At 61.2% G+C, this 16,849-nt stretch carries 14 protein-coding genes; 8 read left to right on the top strand and 6 right to left on the bottom strand.

The genetic code is table 11. The annotated features are described in order from the left end of the window. Positions 1–129: 129 nt before the first annotated feature. From GRAN_RS20660 to GRAN_RS20645, 4 genes are all read left to right on the top strand, one after another. A complete protein-coding gene (locus GRAN_RS20660; RefSeq protein ID WP_128914903.1) occupies positions 130–477 on the top strand; it encodes an HU family DNA-binding protein in 348 nt (115 codons plus the stop codon). A gap of 58 nt (positions 478–535) precedes the next feature. Then, entirely contained in the window at positions 536–1,336 is an 801-nt protein-coding gene (locus GRAN_RS20655) for an ABC transporter ATP-binding protein (RefSeq protein WP_128914902.1), read from the top strand. Further along, positions 1,324–3,051 carry a hypothetical protein gene (locus tag GRAN_RS20650; protein ID WP_128914901.1) on the top strand — a complete coding sequence of 576 codons (1,728 nt, stop codon included), beginning with the start codon at positions 1,324–1,326 and terminating at the stop codon, positions 3,049–3,051. Before GRAN_RS20655 ends, GRAN_RS20650 begins: the two co-directional genes overlap by 13 nt. Positions 3,052–3,133: 82 nt before the next feature. After that, a complete protein-coding gene (locus GRAN_RS20645; RefSeq protein WP_128914900.1) occupies positions 3,134–4,021 on the top strand; it encodes an intradiol ring-cleavage dioxygenase in 888 nt (295 codons plus the stop codon). Between the two features lie 25 nt (positions 4,022–4,046). Here GRAN_RS20645 and GRAN_RS20640 read toward each other — a convergent pair whose 3' ends face one another. The 5 genes from GRAN_RS20640 to GRAN_RS20620 form a co-directional block, all read right to left on the bottom strand. Next, entirely contained in the window at positions 4,047–4,997 is a 951-nt protein-coding gene (locus GRAN_RS20640; RefSeq protein WP_128914899.1) for a M28 family peptidase, read from the bottom strand. Next, positions 4,994–5,788, bottom strand: coding sequence for a twin-arginine translocase subunit TatC (tatC, locus tag GRAN_RS20635; protein ID WP_128914898.1), 795 nt, complete (start codon positions 5,786–5,788; stop codon positions 4,994–4,996). The genes GRAN_RS20640 and tatC overlap by 4 nt, the downstream gene beginning before the upstream one ends. Continuing rightward, complete coding sequence (locus tag GRAN_RS26780; RefSeq protein WP_128914897.1) at positions 5,781–6,311, bottom strand: Sec-independent protein translocase subunit TatA/TatB; 531 nt, start codon at positions 6,309–6,311, stop codon at positions 5,781–5,783. The genes tatC and GRAN_RS26780 overlap by 8 nt, the downstream gene beginning before the upstream one ends. Before the next feature lie 74 nt (positions 6,312–6,385). Continuing rightward, the gene (locus GRAN_RS20625; RefSeq protein ID WP_128914896.1) at positions 6,386–7,939 is read right to left on the bottom strand and encodes a glycosyltransferase family 39 protein; all 1,554 of its coding nucleotides are present in this window, start codon (positions 7,937–7,939) and stop codon (positions 6,386–6,388) included. Next, positions 7,939–8,943 (bottom strand): UbiA family prenyltransferase, encoded by a 1,005-nt coding sequence (locus tag GRAN_RS20620; RefSeq protein WP_128914895.1) that lies wholly within the window; start codon positions 8,941–8,943, stop codon positions 7,939–7,941. Before GRAN_RS20620 ends, GRAN_RS20625 begins: the two co-directional genes overlap by 1 nt. 328 nt (positions 8,944–9,271) lie before the next feature. Between GRAN_RS20620 and GRAN_RS20615 the strand changes: the two genes are divergently transcribed. The 4 genes from GRAN_RS20615 (at position 9,272) to GRAN_RS20600 (ending at position 15,220) form a co-directional block, all read left to right on the top strand. Further along, the gene (locus tag GRAN_RS20615) at positions 9,272–10,654 is read left to right on the top strand and encodes an oligogalacturonate lyase family protein (protein ID WP_128914894.1); all 1,383 of its coding nucleotides are present in this window, start codon (positions 9,272–9,274) and stop codon (positions 10,652–10,654) included. Positions 10,655–10,701: 47 nt separating this feature from the next. Then, positions 10,702–11,580 carry an aldo/keto reductase gene (locus GRAN_RS20610; protein ID WP_128914893.1) on the top strand — a complete coding sequence of 293 codons (879 nt, stop codon included), beginning with the start codon at positions 10,702–10,704 and terminating at the stop codon, positions 11,578–11,580. A 118-nt stretch (positions 11,581–11,698) separates the two neighbouring features. After that, complete coding sequence (gene glgX / locus GRAN_RS20605) at positions 11,699–13,825, top strand: glycogen debranching protein GlgX (RefSeq protein WP_128914892.1); 2,127 nt, start codon at positions 11,699–11,701, stop codon at positions 13,823–13,825. Between the two features lie 141 nt (positions 13,826–13,966). Then, on the top strand, positions 13,967–15,220 hold the full coding sequence (locus tag GRAN_RS20600; protein ID WP_128914891.1) for a zinc dependent phospholipase C family protein: 1,254 nt from the start codon (positions 13,967–13,969) through the stop codon (positions 15,218–15,220). Here GRAN_RS20600 and GRAN_RS20595 read toward each other — a convergent pair. Then, positions 15,217–16,818, bottom strand: a complete 1,602-nt coding sequence (locus GRAN_RS20595; protein ID WP_128914890.1) for a DHA2 family efflux MFS transporter permease subunit — start codon at positions 16,816–16,818, stop codon at positions 15,217–15,219. The genes GRAN_RS20600 and GRAN_RS20595 overlap by 4 nt on opposite strands. Positions 16,819–16,849 lie beyond the last annotated feature (31 nt).

Below are 16,849 nucleotides of genomic sequence, written 5' to 3'. Positions count from 1 at the left end.
ATCGGCGGGATCCCGCCGTGCGCATTTTTATTTTGCCAACTCCTTTACATACCGCAACTTCCATCCTGATCATGGGTTTACGCCTAAGATCTGAGAGACACTCATGCGCCACAGAAACTGGAGCCGCTTATGACTAAAGCTGACCTCGTCGACAAGGTAACCTCACTCGGCGATCTCACCCGGCGAGACGGAGAAGTGATCGTCGACACCATGTTTGAAGCTGTCATCGGCGCTCTCAAGGCTGACGACAAGGTTGAGATCCGGGGCTTCGGAAGTTTCCGTACGCGCAAACGAAATCCGCGCATCGGACGCAACCCAAAGACCGGGGCGCGGGTGGATGTTCCCGCAAAGCGCGTTCCCTTCTTCAAACCAGCGAAGGAACTGCGGGACATGGTGAACATCGAAGCGAAGACGAGGTCCAATGGTGCCGGTTCAGTCTCCGGTTCCGTAGACCCGCATCATCCTCCACCGATGTAAGGCGTAGCTGGCGGGCAGTCCACGAAACCTGCCAGCTGACGTATTCTTAGTCTCATCCATGACACCAGCCGTCAGCACCGTCGGCTTGACCCGCCGTTTCGGAGACTTCACCGCCGTTCAGGATGTGAATCTGACCGTGGCCGCGGGGCAGTTCTTCGGCTTCCTCGGACCGAATGGCGCGGGGAAGTCCACCACCATCAAGATGCTGACCGGGCTTCTCGCCCCTACCTCCGGGACGATCGAGATCCTTGGGCTTGATGCGACCGCGCATCCGTTAGAGGTAAAACGCCAGATTGGCGTGGTTCCTGAGGGGCTTGCGCTCTTTGGCCGACTTACCGGGGCGGAGTATCTCCGGTTTGTCGGGCAGATGTATGGGCTGGACCGGGCGCTGACCGTTCGCAGGACGACCGAGTTGCTCGAGTTCATGGGGCTGGCGAACGAGCCGAAGAAGCTCATCACCGACTACTCGCATGGAATGCAGAAGAAGATCGCTTTGGCCGCCGCCGTGATTCATGGGCCCAGAATCCTCTTCCTCGACGAGCCATTTGAAGGGGTCGACGCGATTGCTTCGGGAACGCTCAAGGCCATGCTGCAAGGCATGATCGCTCGGGGTGCGACGATCTTTCTGACCTCGCATGTGCTCGAGATCGTCGAGCGGCTGTGCTCGCATATTGCGATCATCGATCATGGCCGGCTGATCACGCATGGGTCGCTCGAAGAGCTTCGAGCGGGCGTGCAGACGGCGGCTGCACCGGGTGAGGCTCCCGAGCACCTGACGCTGGAGGAGATCTTTATCCGCGTCGTCGGCTCGCGCCATGCAGCCGACGCGCCGGCGCGGGAGTTGACGTGGCTGGGCTAAGCGAAGGCGCTCCCCGCCTCCCAACGCAGCGCGAGCAGCTTATTGCCATTGCGTGGCTTCGGGGACGCCTGTTTCTCAGCTCGTTCCGGACCAAGGGCGGAAAGGGCGAGCTTGTCGCCCGGTTATTCCTGCTGCCATTCATGGCGGTTCTCGCGATTGGACCGATCGTAGGGGCTGGGGCGGGGGCTTTCTACATCGTCAGCCAGAACGACTACAAGTACTTCGCCCTGCTTCTGTGGATCGTCTATGGCGTGTGGCAGACATTCACCATCAGCGCGAAGGCAGCGGCTCCGACCTTCGATCTGACGATGCTTCTGCGGTTCCCGCTGAGGTTTTCGACGTACCTGCTGATCCGCTTGGTGTTCAGCCTGCTCGATACGCCGACGGTGATCTGCACGCTTGCGCTACTTTCGGCCTCGATCGGTGCGGGGATCGCGCGGCCGTCGCTCTTTCTGCCTGCGGCGTTGATCTTTCTTCTGCTCGACCTCACCATCCTCTTCTTCTTCCGGATGATCTTCCTATGGTTCGATCGCTTCTTTGCGGAGCGGAAGACGCGCGAGGTGCTGATCGGGATCTTCGTGATCGCGATGCTTGGCTTCCAGGTATTGAACGTCACGTTCAACCCCGGGTTCAGTGAGCGGCATGACGCGGTTGCACGGGCGAAGCATGCGCAGCAGGTTGCGGCGATGAAGCACTACGGGCATGTGGCTGAACCGATGCTCAATGCTCTTCCGCCTGGACTTGCGGCTACCGCAATCACGCAGTTCAGCCGTGGCGCAGCGGCTCAGGCTGCCGCGCCGGTTATCGCTCTCCTGGCATACGGGCTTGGCTTCCTTGGCATGTACGCGAGGCGGCTTCGCGGGGAGTTCCGGGGAGAGAGCTTCAGCGAGGCGCCGGCGATGGCAACTTTCGCGGAGCCCACGACGGCGCCGACGGCGGAGATGTTTGAGGCTCCCGCGCTCGTCGGTACGCCTCGATCGATCGAGGCTGGCTGGCTCTCGCCGATTGTGGCCGCCTGTGTTGTGAAGGATCTTCGCTACCTGATGCGGTCGGGGCCTCTGCTGCTCTCGATGATCAGCCCGATCTTCATGGTCTTTATCCTGGTGACGCGGTCGGGCATCATGCACCGCTCGCAGGACTGGCTTCTTCCCTCGGCGCTCGCTTACATCCTGCTTGGGTTTACGGTGAGTATGTACAACATCCTTGGCACCGAGGGGCCGGGGGTGAATCTCTACTTCCTTGCGCCTATCCAGCTTCGCGACGTGGTGATCGCGAAAAACATCGTCAGTGTCAGCATCATCCTGGTTGAAGTGGTGCTTGCGTCGGCTATTGTCCTGTCGACAGCGCCCATGCCTCCTCTACCAACGCTGCTTGCTATCTATCTTTGGCTTGCGTTCACGCTTACCCTCAATACGACCGCGGGAAATATCCGGTCGGTCTACGCGCCGCGGCTGGTTGACCTGGGCAAATTTCGGCAAGGGCGACCGGGGCAGCTCAATGCGCTGATCGGGCTGCTGCTTCTGCTGCTGAGCCTTGCGCTTGGGGCCGCGACCGTTTATCTGGCGCATCATGTCGACGAGCCGTGGGTCCCTGTGCCGGTGTTCGCCGTGCTGACCGTTGGCGCCTTAGCTTTCTACCGGATGAACCTGAATCACATCGCGCAGATCGCACTGGACCGGCGCGAGGTGATCTCGGCCGAACTCTGTCGCACTTAGAGGCCTGGGCGACTGAAACTCCCCCGGGAAATCCCCGTCCTACAGGGTGAAGTTCCCTCGCCGGGCCAGGAGATTCAGCAACATGCCCCAACTTACACGCCGCAGATTTCTCGCGACCACCGCCGCTGCACTTCCGCTCAGCCGCTTCGCCTTTGCCGGGTTCTCCTATGACGCGGTGCCTTGTGTCCTGACGCCGGAGCAGGAGGTTGGGCCGTTCTATGTCGCCGATGAACTCATCCGGCCGGCTATTCACGAGGGACGTCCGGGCACGCCGCTGCATCTTCACCTGAAGTTTCTGGACACGCGAACCTGCAAGCCGATCCCGTCAGCCGCGATCGACCTGTGGCACTGCGATGCTTCGGGGATCTACTCGGGCTATACGAAAGCGTCGCAGCACATGGGACCGCCGGAGGGTGGGCCGGGTGGTCGTCCGCCGGGACCGCCGCCGGACCGTATGCCGGGGGATCCGGATCATGGGCCGGGAGGACCGGGAGGGCCGCCACCGGCGATGCAGCCGACCGATAAGCTCACCTTCTGCCGCGGGTTGCAGATGACCGCAGCTGACGGGACGGCACGGTTCGAAACGATCGTGCCGGGCTTCTACGAAGGGCGGACGAACCACATTCATATGAAGGTGAGGTTCGGTGGACATCCTGCCGACGACACCTACAAGGCCGGGCACACCGCTCACGTGGGGCAGATCTTCTTTCCAGAGGATTTGCTTCTCCCGGTAATGGCGACGGAGCCTTATAGCAGCCACAAGATTCATCGAACGACTGCAGCGGAGGATGGGATCTTTCAGTCGCAGGGTGGGCGGACGACCGTGGCGCACCTGATCAACACGAACCCGATTCCGAATGTGCCGTGGATCGCGGAGATCACGATCATGGTCGACCCGACGGCGACGCCGAAACCGGTGGGTGGATTCGGTGGACCGGGGGGACCGGGGCACCCGCCGCCGGGGCTGTAAGACCAGGCTCTTTGCTTATTTTTCTTTACTTCTGATCCAGCAGCTTGATCATTTCGAGGAACAGGTCAGCCGAGATCTGGAGCGAGTGGGCGCTGATCTTGTCGATGGTGTCCATATCGGTATGGTGGTATCCCTCGGGGTGCTCGCGGGTGTGAGGGCCGTAGTCGAGATCGATGATGTCGAGGACGGGCACGCCGCGCTGCTTGAAGGGAAGGTGGTCGTCCAGCACCTCGGTATCGTTCTTGAAGATCGAAGCGGAGTGCCCGGTGTTTTTGGCGGCCACGCTCAGCATCGAGAGGAGCCACGGGGTGGAGTTTGAGTCGCGATCGATGTTCAGGTCCTTGTCGCCGCACATGTCGGCGAGCAAGTAGGCCTTGATCTTTGCGAGCGTGCCGTTCTGGCTCCACTTGGCGGCGAGGTGGCGCGAGCCGTAGAGGGAGTCCGAGTCGGACCACTCCTTCACGGCCTCTTCCCCGTCGAAGAAGACGAGCCACACGGAGTAGCCCTGCGGCGGGTGTGCGCGGAGGTACTCGCCGATGCCGATCAGGAGCGCGGTGGTCGCGGCTCCGTCGTTCGCGCCGTAGAAGTTGATGTCGCGGAGCGGCCAGTTGGTCTCATAGTGCGTGGCGAGGACGATGATGCCATCCTTCTTGCCCGGAAAGCGCACGATGTAGTTGTTCATCGACTGGCGTCCGGCAGGGGTGTTCGCGGAGAAGCTGTCCTGCTCGAAGTTCCCCTTGGCCCGCTCGGGTGCGAAGTGCTGCTGGATGAACTCCTCCGCCCTGGCGTGGCCGGGTGACGCATTGAAGCGCTTCGGAGCCACGGCGAGAAGCTGCTGGGTGAGCGCAAACACAGCAGCGCCACTCACATGCCCCGCACCGGCCGTGGCCTTTGCAGAGGGCTGGGCGTTGGTGAGTGCGGCACAGGAGACCAGAGCCAGGCAGGCTGCCAGCTTTTTCAACCTAGAGAAGATCATCCAGCTTTATTCTCCCGCGCCCGGCGCCGGTCCGGATGGACAAGAAACGCGACTCCAACGCCGATGAGGTACAGCACGAGCATCGGCGAGGCGAAGATGCACATGCCTACCGGGTCGGGCGTGGGGCAGATGATCGCCGCGATGATGAAGATCGCGAGGATGGCGTAGCGGATGTGCTTGATCAGGAACTTGCCGTCGACAATGCCGAAGAGCGCGAGGAAGAAGATGAGGATGGGCAGCTCAAACGTAATGCCGAGACCAAGGATTACGGCGAGGAAGAAGCCGGTATAGTCCTCGATCGTGATGATGGGGTGGAACTTCTTGCCGAAGTCCCCGATGAGGAATTTGAGAGCTCCAGGCAGTACCCAGTGATAGCCGAACCATGCTCCGCTGAGAAACAGCGCGACCGTCGCGCCCATGAACGGGAAGACGTACTTCTTCTCGTTCGCGTACATGCCGGGCGAGATGAAGAGCCATACCTGGTAGAGGATGAACGGGCTCGCGAGGATGAAGCCGCCCACGAACGCCGTCTTGAGGTAGAGATTCAGCGGGTCGGTCGGGTGCGTGTAGTTCAGCAGGATGCCCTGATCGTCGAGCGGCTTCTGAATGTAGCCGTACAGCTTCTCGTGGAAGGCGTAAGCGACCGCGAAGCCGATCAGGAGGTAGGCGACCGCATGGATGAGCCGCTTGCGGAGCTCTTCGAGGTGCTCCATCAGGCTCATGCCTGGAAGGTCTGCCCGGTCCTTTACGGCTGCTCGTGCGCGGTCAATCGGGTCGATCGGATCATCCATGATGGTCCGCCTGATGTGCGTCGCTGCCTGCCGCGTCCGGCGTGTGGATGGTGTGGTCGGCGAACTCTGTCCGGTTCGGCGGCGCTTCCGGAATCGACTCCAGCAAAGGCGTCAACGCCGACTCGCTCTCATCGCTCACCGCTCCGCGGGCGGTGGGCAGCCCCGTGCTCGGTGGCATCATCTTCAATTCCCCCGAGCTGGCGATAGGCAGCGGCTCGGATGTCGTGGCTTCCTCAGCGACCGGCGACGAAGTGTACGAACTCTCCGCGACGGGTTCCTCCTGCGCGGGAGCGGCGATGGCGGGCCTGGGTGCGGCGGCTTCGATGGCGGCGATCTCTTTCTGGCGCTCGGCCTGCTCGGTCATGCGCAGCTCGTCTTCCATCTGCATCCGAAAATCGTTCGAGGCCCGGCGAAACTCACCCATCAGCTTGCCCAACTGCCGTGCAAGCTCGGGGAGCTTGCGCGGCCCGAAGAGCAGGAGGGCGATGATAAAGATGACTGCGCTGTCCTGAAAGCTAGGCATACGTGAACCCTATGATACGGAACGCGAAAGGGATTAGGAAACGGCCGACTTCCTGCGTGCTGAATCGGGCGCTTTCAGCGGACGACGACACGCTCCAGCGAGCCGCCGAGCGCTGTTCCCAGCGGCGTGACGCTGGCGCTGCTTTCGCGGAGTTCGCGCGGCATCCAGTCCCAACCGGAGTCGGGGTAGACGACGACGAGCGAGGCGGTTCCGTCACTTGAATCCTCGAGGAACTGCTCATACGAGGCGACCCGTACCGTCGGGGCCATCTTCGACATGAAGATCGCCGTAAGGTAGTTGACGTCATGGTCCATGAGAGCGATCTCGCGCTCCTGCGAGTAGACGTAGGTCAGGCGGCCACGGAGAGCGTCGTCGGCGTAGAACCAGTGGGTGACGAACTTGCCCATGTCAACGGTGTAGAGGGTTTCGCCATTGCCAGAGTCCGAGATGTGGGCCATTTCCTGGCGGAGAGCCGTCCGGGCCGCGAGGTCCATGAGGCCGATGCCCCCGATGGAAACCATAGCCGCCACCACGACGGTTCCGAGCGCGATCTTTGCGCCTGCAGGTTTTTGGAAGATGGGCTGAAGGCCAAGCGCAAGCAGAATCGTCAAGCCAAGCAGCGCGGGCATGACGTAGCGCACCTCGATTGTCTTCGTCACGACGAGCGCGAAGGCATAACCGAAGAAGGGGAGCGCGGCGAGCACGGCGACGGCAACCCAGTCCGCCATGGGCTCGCCTGCAGGTCTCTTTCTGAAGCGCAGCCAGGCTAAGGCGAAGACTCCGAGGACGAACGCCGTCAGAACGATGAGTGCATTCCTCTGCGCTCCAAGCCCCCAACTCGAAGGATACTCCAGAAAGAGCCTCCGGTAGGCCAGCGAGACGGTGCGGACTCCCGGCATCTTCGTGTAATAGTGCTCGCGATAAATCGTGACGGCAGCCTTGAACGGAAGAAGCGTCGCGACCGAAGCGATGCCCACGGCTATCGCGGTGAGGACACCTGGGTCGAGCTTTCTCCGTGTGAATGTGCGAGCCAGTTCCGCAGCGCATATGGGGATGAGAATGAGCAGGCCGAAGAAGTGGCTGGTAATGGCTCCGACGAGAGCGGCTCCCAGGCCGACGAGGATCCAGAACCGGTCTTCGTCTATGCCTTCGTCTTCCCGGCGTGCGGCAGCCTGCCAGCAGACCAGAGCCGCTCCGTACATACCGAGCAGCCATCCATAGGGACGTCCCTGCGCGGCGTAGTGCAGGGTATAGGTCGCAAGCGGGAAGATCATGGCGAACCACCCGGCCCACACGCCCGCGAGTCGACGCACGAAGACGAACAGGCACCACTGCATGAGGAGAAAGCCAAGGATCGACGGAAGCCGCGCACCGAGGGAATTCGCGCCGACCACGTCCATCGTCCCGTGCGAGAGCAACTGATACGTCGGTGGGTCGAGCGAGATAGGCGCACTCATCTGCGTGCGCAACACGGCCCACGCCGACGGTTCCGCTGCCGTGAAGTAGCCGTACATCTCGTCCGCCTCCATGGGCCGGACAGAGGACTGCATCAGCAACACAATAAGGCTCACCAGAAGAACGAGCCGTTCTACCAGCTTTCCGTCGCGACCCTCGTGCGCCAGGTCCACTAGGAGGGCCTCACTGGGATTGCCGTCACAGGGGTCACCGGAAGGGTCGGCGTGAAGAACTGCTCGAGCCTTGGCATATGGACGAAGAGGAGGATACCGATCGTGAGCGCCGTCGCGACGAAGGCGGCCATCAACATCGGCTCGCGGTAAAGTTTCTCCGGGTTCTGTACCGAGCTGCCCTTCTGGAACGAAAGCCTGAAGTAGATCGCCATGGTCAGCGCGACCAGCGGAAAGCCAAGAATCAACTCGAGCCGGTATCGCACTGAAAATGCCCCAAAGAACAGCATCGCAGCCGAAGCGTAGAAGACCACCGACACCAGGAGCGACTCCGGCGTGTAGTGCTTGAACGAAGCACGATAGGCACCCGCCACCGCCTTGTCCCCGATCTCCGACAACTCGCTGAACCGCTTCAACGCCATGAAATAACACCCGATCATCCAATACGAGAAGAGGAGAGAGACCGGAGGGACGATCACTGACGTGACCGTGTACCAGCCGAGAAGCATGCGCAACGGATTATTGATCGACTCCGTCAACACATCGAGGTACGGCACGTCTTTTGTGCGGATGGGGGGGAAGTTATAGAAGCACCCCATCACCCACAGCGCGATAGCCGCCAGCGCGAACATCTTCCCAAGGAAGATGAACCCGATCCCAACACCGGCGATCATCATCACAAGCCACTGCACATACGCCGCCCCAGTATGGACGACGCCGCGCGCCGCGGGACGCATGAATTTCGTCGGGTGGAGCCGATCGAATGGCGCATCGAGCACTTCGTTAATGACGTAATTGCTGCAGGCAACCAGGGTGATGGCAAGGAATGCGATCGCGACCTTGACGACGAGCGCACCGGTCAAAAGCGACGGATCGACGCTTAGCGGGACGATGATCCCGGGGAGGACAAAGAGGTTCTTGATGGAGTGGTCGAGCCTGGCAATCTGCACATGCGCCCGGAGCCGTTCGCCCAACGTGAACTGCTGCCGCTGTGTCGATACAGCCATTCACCCGATCCCCGCGCAGTCCTGATTTCCCTGTGAAATCAACGTCAGGATAGCATGTGGAGCTCTGCCGATCGGACGCGAAACCGGCTGTCGCGGAGAGGGAATCGCCCTGATTTCTTGAACTTTCGCCCGTCGCACACGCACTGGAGCGGAGACAGTCAAACCCGTACCCATCTACCTGCAGGGGCTACATCGGCTCGCATCGGGCCTTAGCTGTTCCCTACGGAAACTATTTCTCAATGATTCTCGTAAATCTGTATAACCCAACGCGCCATCTTTCCGTGGTCCGGCGACGAATGATTCGCGCTACCGCATCTGGAGCACACGTATGACGAGCACTACTCCCCGGTTTCTTCTCGCTGCCCTGACCTTCTCGTGTTTCCCCGCGCTTGCCGTCTCCCAGGCGGTTGCTCCTGCGAGCCCGCCACCGCAAAGCTGGGTCGATAAGACCACGGGCCATCGCGTGATCCGCCTGACCAACGAGCCGAACTCCACCGGCTTCTACTTCAATAACAACGCCTACACGCCGGACGGGCGGAAGATGATCTACACCGCGCCGGACGGCATTCACGTCCTCGATCTCGCCACGCGCAAGACCCGCTTGCTGGTGCCGAACCCTCCGCGTCCGGAGACCGAAGATCCTGTTGCCCGCTACCGGGGCGGCGTCCACGCCATCGTCGCCGGGCATCAGACGCCGAGCATCTTCTTTTCGAAGATGGACCTCACCACCAAGCTCAGCACGCTGTACAAGGCCGACGTCGACACAGGCGTCGTGACAGAACTCGTCACGCTTCCGGAGGGGGCGAACAGCGTCGCCACGATCAACGCGGACGAGACGCTCGCTGCCGGCACGATGAATGACGGATCTCCCGTCGCGCCGGAGTACGGAGCGAACCTCACGTCGCCCACGGGAACCCCGGCCGTTCGCCAGGTAACCGGGGCGCAATCGGGCACGCTCGTCCAACCTGACGGCAAGGGCGAGATGATGGAGCGCCGCCTCGCTTCGCGGCAGCCCTTGATTCTCTTCACGATCAACCTCAAGACCGGCAAGCTCACGACGCTGCTCCACTCGACTGACTGGGTCAACCACCTGCTCTTCTCGCCCGCCGACCCAACGCTTCTGATGTACTGCCACGAAGGTCCGTGGCAGAAGGTCGATCGTATCTGGACGATTCGCACCGACGGAAGCCAGAACACGCTCATCCACAAACGCACCTTCGCCCAGGAGATCGCCGGACATGAGTTCTGGGGGATCGACGGCAAAACCATCTGGTACGACTGGCAGCCGATCAAAGGCGAGGACTTCTATCTCGCCGGATACGATGTCGCGACGCATCGCCGCCGAGCCTTCCACATGGATCGGAATGAGTGGTCGATTCATTTCAACGTCACCGCCGACGAAGGCTTGTTCACGGGCGATGGCGGCGATCCGGGTCAGGTCGCCAAGGCTCCCGACGGAGAGTTCATCGAGCTCTTCCATCCAGAGATGAAGAAGGTCGACGGCATCAACCAGCCGGGCTTTATCCAGCCCGGAGTGTTTCATGCGGAACACCTGGTGACCATGTCCAAACACAACTATCGCCTGGAGCCGAACGTACGATTCTCCCCGGACCACAAGCTTGTTATCTTCACGAGCAACATGTTCGGTCCGAGCTATGTCTTTGGCGTCGAGGTCGACAAAGCCTCGCCGGGCCCGGCTAACGGAAACTAGAGCACCCCTGAGCGTGGTAGCATTCTGTGCAACATCGGAGGGACGCCATGACTCTCACGTCGCGACGGAATTTCCTGAAAACCGGCATCGCCGCCGGTGCCCTGGCAAGCGCCCACCTTCCTCTCTTCGCTCAACCGATGACCGCGACCGACATGGTCCCGCTCGGCAACTCCGGCGTAAAAGTGACGCGCCTCGCCTTCGGCACCGGGAGTTTCGGCGGGCAGGTGCAGCGCGATCTCGGCCAGGAGCAGTTCACGAAGCTCGTCCGTTATGCCTACGACCGCGGTATCCGATTCTTCGAGACGGCCGAATCCTACGGCGAGATGCACAAGATGCTCGGCATCGCGCTTCAAGGGATTCCGCGTGAGAACTACCAGTTGATGTCGAAGATCACGACCCATGCGAACGGGAATCCGCAGGCCAAGATCGACGAACTCCGCACCCTCGCGAAGACGGAGTACTTCGACGTCATGCTCCTCCATTGGCAGCACACCGGCAACTGGCCGGCCGAGAGCAGCCGCTACGCCGACGGCATTGCCGAAGCCCAGCAGAAGAAGATCGTCATCGGACGCGGCGCGTCGGTCCACGGCCTCCCCGCCCTGCGCCAGATGCCGTCCGATCCGTGGCTGCAGGTCGCGATGATCCGCGTGAACCACAAGGGCACGCGCATGGACGCCGAGGACTACAACACGGAAGGCCTCGGCAACGTCGGCGAGGTCGTCAAGCACGTCCACCAGGTCCGGAAGGAAGGCATGGGCGTCATCAGCATGAAGCTGGTGGGCGAGGGTGTCTTCAACCATGAGGATCGCCAACTGGCGATGAAGTTCGCCTTCCGCAATGCGGGCGTCGACGCCGTAACGGTTGGCTACAAGAGCCCTGCCGAGGTTGACGAAGCCATCCAGAACCTCAACCAGGCGCTCGCCTAGCGGCTGAGCTCCGACATTTCGCCGCAATTGGCTTGACCATTCCAGACACCATCCCGGCTGTCCCGCGCATCTACGTTGAAGTCGCCACATTTTGACTTCCGCACGATCACGAGGACCCATGCCCCCCACGTTGCTACCCGGCCGCCCGTACCCGCTCGGCGCGAAATCGTCGTCCAGAGGGACAAACTTCGCCCTCTACTCCGAGCATGCCACCTCAGTCTCGCTCTGCCTCTTCGACGAGCAAGGCAAGCAGACCGATTGCATTCCTCTCAAGGAACGCACGGCCTTCGTCTGGCATGGAATGCTCCTCGGTGTTAAGCCCGGACAGCTTTATGGCTATCGGGTAGACGGCCCGTGGGAGCCGGAGAAGGGCTTTCGCTTCAACTCTTCGAAGCTTCTCCTCGATCCCTACGCCGAGGCCGTGACTGGCGACGTGGACTGGAAGGCCCCGGTCTTCGCCTACAAGGTCGAGACCGGCGATGATCTCCAGAAATGCGACAAGGACTCGGCGGACGGCATGCCCAAGGGCGTTGTGGTCGATCACACCTTTCCGTGGGAGGACGACTGTCCGCCTGACATCCCGCTTGCTGACTCGGTCATCTACGAGGTCCACGTCAAGGGCTACTCCATCAAGAACCCGATGGTTCCCGAGAACCTTCGCGGGACCTACGCAGGGCTCGCCCACGAGTCCAGCATCAACTACCTCAAGCTTCTCGGGATTACAGCGGTCGAGCTTCTTCCCATCCACCACTTCATCGACGACGGCCACCTCGTCGATATCGGTCTTTCCAACTATTGGGGCTACAACACCCTGGCCTACTTCTCTCCTGCTTCCCGCTACAGCGCATGCGGAGACCGAGGCGGCCAGGTGTATGAGTTCAAGGAGATGGTGAAGGCGCTCCACAAGGCAGGTATCGAGGTCATCCTCGATGTGGTCTACAACCACACCTGCGAGGGCAACCAACTTGGTCCTACACTCTCGATGAAGGGCGTCGACAACACCACCTACTACCGCACGGTAGACGGTAATCCGCGCTTCTACATGGACTACACCGGAACCGGCAACACGCTCAACGTTTACAACCCCCAGGTGCTCAAGCTCCTCATGGATTCTCTCCGGCACTGGGTCACCGAGTTCCACGTGGATGGCTTCCGCTTCGATCTTGCCGCTACCCTGGCCCGCGAGCTGCATGATGTGAATAAGCTCTCCAGCTTCTTCGACACCATTCACCAGGATCCTGTCCTGGCGGACGTCAAGCTGATCGCCGAGCCCTGGGACGTGGGCGAGGGCGGCTACCAGGTCGGCCAGTTCCCTATCCTGTGGGCGGAGTGGAACGGCAAGTATCGCGACACCGTTCGCCGCTTCTGGAAGGGAGACGAAGGCCAGCTCTCGGACTTCGCCTACCGGCTCACCGGCTCCTCCGACCTCTATCAGTACGACGGACGCAAGCCATACGCGAGCATCAACTTCGTCACCGCACATGACGGCTTTACGCTCTGCGACCTCGTCAGCTACAACGAAAAACACAACGAAGCGAACGGCGAAGACAACAAGGACGGCACCACCGACAACGACTCCTGGAACATGGGAGCCGAGGGTCCGACCGACGACGAAGAGATCAATCTCATGCGAGAGCGTCAGACCCGAAACTTTCTCGCCACGCTCATGCTGTCGCAGGGTGTCCCGATGCTCACGGGCGGAGACGAGGTCGCCCGGTCACAGCGCGGCAACAACAACACCTTTTGCCAGGATAACGAGCTGAGCTGGTACGACTGGAACCTCGACGCGCCGCGCCGCAGACTCATGGACTACACGTCCAAGCTGATCCAGTTTCGGCTCAAGCACCCGAATCTGCACCGCCGCAAGTTCTTCCAGGATCGCCAGGTGAAGGGTTCAACCGTTCGCGACATCGCCTGGTACAACCCGGACGGCAACGAGATCCCGGGCGAAGCGTGGGACCAGCCATACGCGCGAACGCTCGGCCTCATGCTCAACGGCAAGACGCTCTACGCCGCGAACGATGACGGCTCCGAAATGACCGACGACAGCTTCCTGATTCTCGTGAACGCGGCCGCGGAAGGCGTCGACTTCACCTTTCCTCCGCCGCCGAACGGAAACAAGTGGCACGTCCTTCTGGACACGCAGAATGTGGACGATCCATTTGCCGATCAGCCCGTGACGGAAAAGATCATTATCGGAGGCCGATCGCTCGTCCTATTGAGTGACGCGCCTCCGAAGGGCTGAACGCGCACGCACTCTCTTCTATCTCGTCAGGGCCCAACGCCATTGCTGCCCAGAGATCCGCGCTGGTGCAGGATGGCGGCGGGCCTGACGTACTCCGGCACCTCGCCTGTATGTCAAGACACCGAACCGTTAAGATGAAACATGCCCCTCCGCGCATTCCTGGCGTCCGTGATTGCGTTCGCCGTCCTGGCGATTCCGGCGCGACCTTACTCTGTTCAGACCCACCAACAGATCATTGATCTCGTCTGGCTGCAGTCGATTCAGCCTCTTCTTCTCTCCCAGTACCCTGGCCTCACTCCAAAGCAGTTACAGGAGGCGCACGCCTACGCGTACGGTGGGTCGGCCATTCAGGACCTCGGCTACTACCCCTTCGGCAACGCCTTCTTTTCCAACCTGACGCACTATGTCCGCTCCGGTGATTTTGTCCTCGCGCTGATCCGCGATGCGCGCAACGCGAACGAACTCGCCTTCGCCGTCGGCGCGCTCTCCCACTACCTTGGCGACACATATGGCCACTCCGAATGCGTCAACCCATCGGTCGCCACCGTCTTTCCGAGCCTCGCAAAGAAATACGGTCCGATGGTGACGTACGAGGAGAATGAACACGCGCACGTACGGACGGAGTTCGCCTTCGACATCAATGAGATCTCGAAACGGCACTTCGCGCCGTTAGCCTACCTGCGCCACGTCGGCCTCGAGATTCCAACTCGCCTGCTGAACCGTGCCTTCTTTGAAACCTATGGCCTCGACGCCGTGAGCGTCGTCGGGCATCGCCGCCCTGTCCTGCGCAGTTATCGGTTCGCCGTCCGATCGTTCCTTCCGCGCATCGCTTATGCCGAGTCCATCCTCCACAGGCACAGCTTCCCTCCCGACGACCCAAACCCGCAATACTCCACGCTCGCGGCTGACCTCGCTCAAGCCTCCATCGACAACCATTGGGAGGAGTATCGCCACAGGCCTGGGATCGGCACCTACTCACTCGCCGGGTTGATCTTCCTTCTTCCCAAGGTAGGCCCGCTCAACCTTCTCGCCATCCGTGGTCCGGTGCCTTCCACCGAAGAGCTCTACGTGGCGAGCGTCAACGATACCGTCACGAAGCTTCGGGGCCACCTCCAGGATTTCGATGCACTCTCCCACGATGTGCCGAACCGCGACCTCGACACCGGCCTCGATGTCCGGCCCGGCTCGTACCGCCTCACGGACCAGACCTACGCCACTCTTCTCAGGGACGTGACCGCGGACCCCACGCGTCCTGTCCCGCCCATTTTGAAGCACGACCTTATCGCCTACTACGCCGACCCGAACGCCCCCATCTCAACGCGCCGGAACAAGAACCAGTGGGCACAGGTTCAGGCGAACCTGGCAACACTTGCGTCCGTTCCCACGACCCACTAGTGCCCTCCCAGGGCCTCCGGGTCGACCTTCGCCCGCCTGGGCGGAAGTCGCATGATGAACGGCAGCGGCACCAGGCAGACAATCACCAGCGACAGAATCAGAAACGCATTCTGATAGCTCAGCATCGAGGCCTGTCGCAGCATCTGCTGGTAAGCCTGTCCAACGGCCGTAGACGAAGCCTGCGCCGCTCCCATCCCACCTGCCTGCAGGATCGACGTCACCTTATCCATATAGATTCGATACGACGGGCTGCCCGGGATCACGTTCGCCGCCAGCGCCACCTGGTGCGTCTGCGCCGTGCGAGCCAGGAAGGTCGTCAACAAGGCCGTTCCCGCGCTGCCACCCAGGTTGCGGGCAAAGTTCGAAAGCGACGAGATCTGGTTGGACTTGCTCGGCGGCACACCCACATAGTTCAGCGTCGAAATTGGTATGAAGATGAACGGCAGCCCCACAACCTGGAGCATGCGCCACCACGTCACCGTTCCATAGGCCGTGTAGAGGTCGAGCCGCGTCAGGTTATAGATGCCCGCCGCTGTCGCTAGATATCCGAGCGCCACCATGAGCCTCGGGTCGATCTTGCCAAGCGAGCGCCCCGCCACCATCATCATCACCATCATGACGAAGCCGGCGGGCGAAAGCACAAGCCCGGCCCTCTCGGCCGTGTACCCAAGCAGGCTCTGCAGATACTGAGGGATCAGCACCGTACTCCCGAACAACACCATCCCAAGAATCAATTGCAGGAAGACCGCCGTGCCAAAATTCCGGTTTTTCAGAAGTTTGAGATCGACGATCGGCTCGGGATGATGCCACTCCCACCAGGCAAAGAACACGAGCAGCACCGTCGCCGAAATCGCGAAGAAACGGATCCACGGATCGCTGAACCAGTCTTTTTCCTGCCCCTTATCGAGCGTGTACTCCAGGCATCCGACGCCAACAGCCACCAGGCCAAGCCCAAGAAAGTCAATCTTCGCCTTCTTCGCCTGCTCCTTGCGAACCTTGAGATGCGGTGGGTCCTCAACCATCCTGTTGCTCAACCAGAGAGAAAGCAGACCGATGGGCAGGTTGATAAAGAAGATCCAGTGCCAGTTGAAATTGTCCGTGATCCATCCGCCGAGCGTCGGCCCGATCGCCGGGGCCACGACCACCGCCATCCCGTAGACGGCGAACGCCTGACCACGCTTCTCAACCGAAAACGTGTCCGCCAGAATCGCCTGCTCGCTCGGCGCAAGGCCACCGCCGCCCGCGCCTTGCAGGATCCGAGCGAGGATCAGGATCGGAAGCGAAGGCGCTATCCCGCACAGCAGCGAGCAGACGGTGAACACCGCCACGCAGGTCATGTAGAACTTCTTCCGGCCAAACCGGTTCGAGAGCCACCCAGAGATCGGCAGCACCACCGCGCTCGAAACCAGGTAGCTCGTGAGCACCCACGTCGCCTCCTCCTGGCTCGCGCCCAGCGACCCGGCGATATGCGGCAGCGCGACGTTCGCGATCGAGGTGTCCAGCACCTCCATGAACGTCGCCAGGGTGACCGTCAGTGCCACCGCCCACGGATTATGCCGCGGAACCCATCCCAATCCAGTGTCGTGCCCAGAACTCATTCGCAACAGTATCTCAGCCTATGTGCCAACA

The sequence above is a fragment of the Granulicella sibirica genome, assembly GCF_004115155.1.
Classification (GTDB): Bacteria; Acidobacteriota; Terriglobia; order Terriglobales; family Acidobacteriaceae; genus Edaphobacter; species Edaphobacter sibiricus.
Note: the sequence above shows the minus strand (reverse complement) of the source record. Positions and strands in the feature narration are given on the sequence as shown.

What these genes read in the sequence shown, in the direction of transcription:
- GRAN_RS20660 (WP_128914903.1), top strand. Translation starts at nt 130, where the DNA reads ATGACTAAAGCTGACCTCGTCGACAAGGTAACCTCACTCGGCGATCTC.
- GRAN_RS20655 (WP_128914902.1), top strand. Translation starts at nt 536, where the DNA reads ATGACACCAGCCGTCAGCACCGTCGGCTTGACCCGCCGTTTCGGAGAC.
- GRAN_RS20645 (WP_128914900.1), top strand. Translation starts at nt 3,134, where the DNA reads ATGCCCCAACTTACACGCCGCAGATTTCTCGCGACCACCGCCGCTGCA.
- GRAN_RS20640 (WP_128914899.1), bottom strand. Translation starts at nt 4,997, where the DNA reads ATGATCTTCTCTAGGTTGAAAAAGCTGGCAGCCTGCCTGGCTCTGGTC.
- tatC (WP_128914898.1), bottom strand. Translation starts at nt 5,788, where the DNA reads ATGGATGATCCGATCGACCCGATTGACCGCGCACGAGCAGCCGTAAAG.
- GRAN_RS26780 (WP_128914897.1), bottom strand. Translation starts at nt 6,311, where the DNA reads ATGCCTAGCTTTCAGGACAGCGCAGTCATCTTTATCATCGCCCTCCTG.
- GRAN_RS20620 (WP_128914895.1), bottom strand. Translation starts at nt 8,943, where the DNA reads ATGGCTGTATCGACACAGCGGCAGCAGTTCACGTTGGGCGAACGGCTC.
- GRAN_RS20615 (WP_128914894.1), top strand. Translation starts at nt 9,272, where the DNA reads ATGACGAGCACTACTCCCCGGTTTCTTCTCGCTGCCCTGACCTTCTCG.
- GRAN_RS20610 (WP_128914893.1), top strand. Translation starts at nt 10,702, where the DNA reads ATGACTCTCACGTCGCGACGGAATTTCCTGAAAACCGGCATCGCCGCC.
- glgX (WP_128914892.1), top strand. Translation starts at nt 11,699, where the DNA reads ATGCCCCCCACGTTGCTACCCGGCCGCCCGTACCCGCTCGGCGCGAAA.
- GRAN_RS20600 (WP_128914891.1), top strand. Translation starts at nt 13,967, where the DNA reads ATGCCCCTCCGCGCATTCCTGGCGTCCGTGATTGCGTTCGCCGTCCTG.
- GRAN_RS20595 (WP_128914890.1), bottom strand. Translation starts at nt 16,818, where the DNA reads ATGAGTTCTGGGCACGACACTGGATTGGGATGGGTTCCGCGGCATAAT.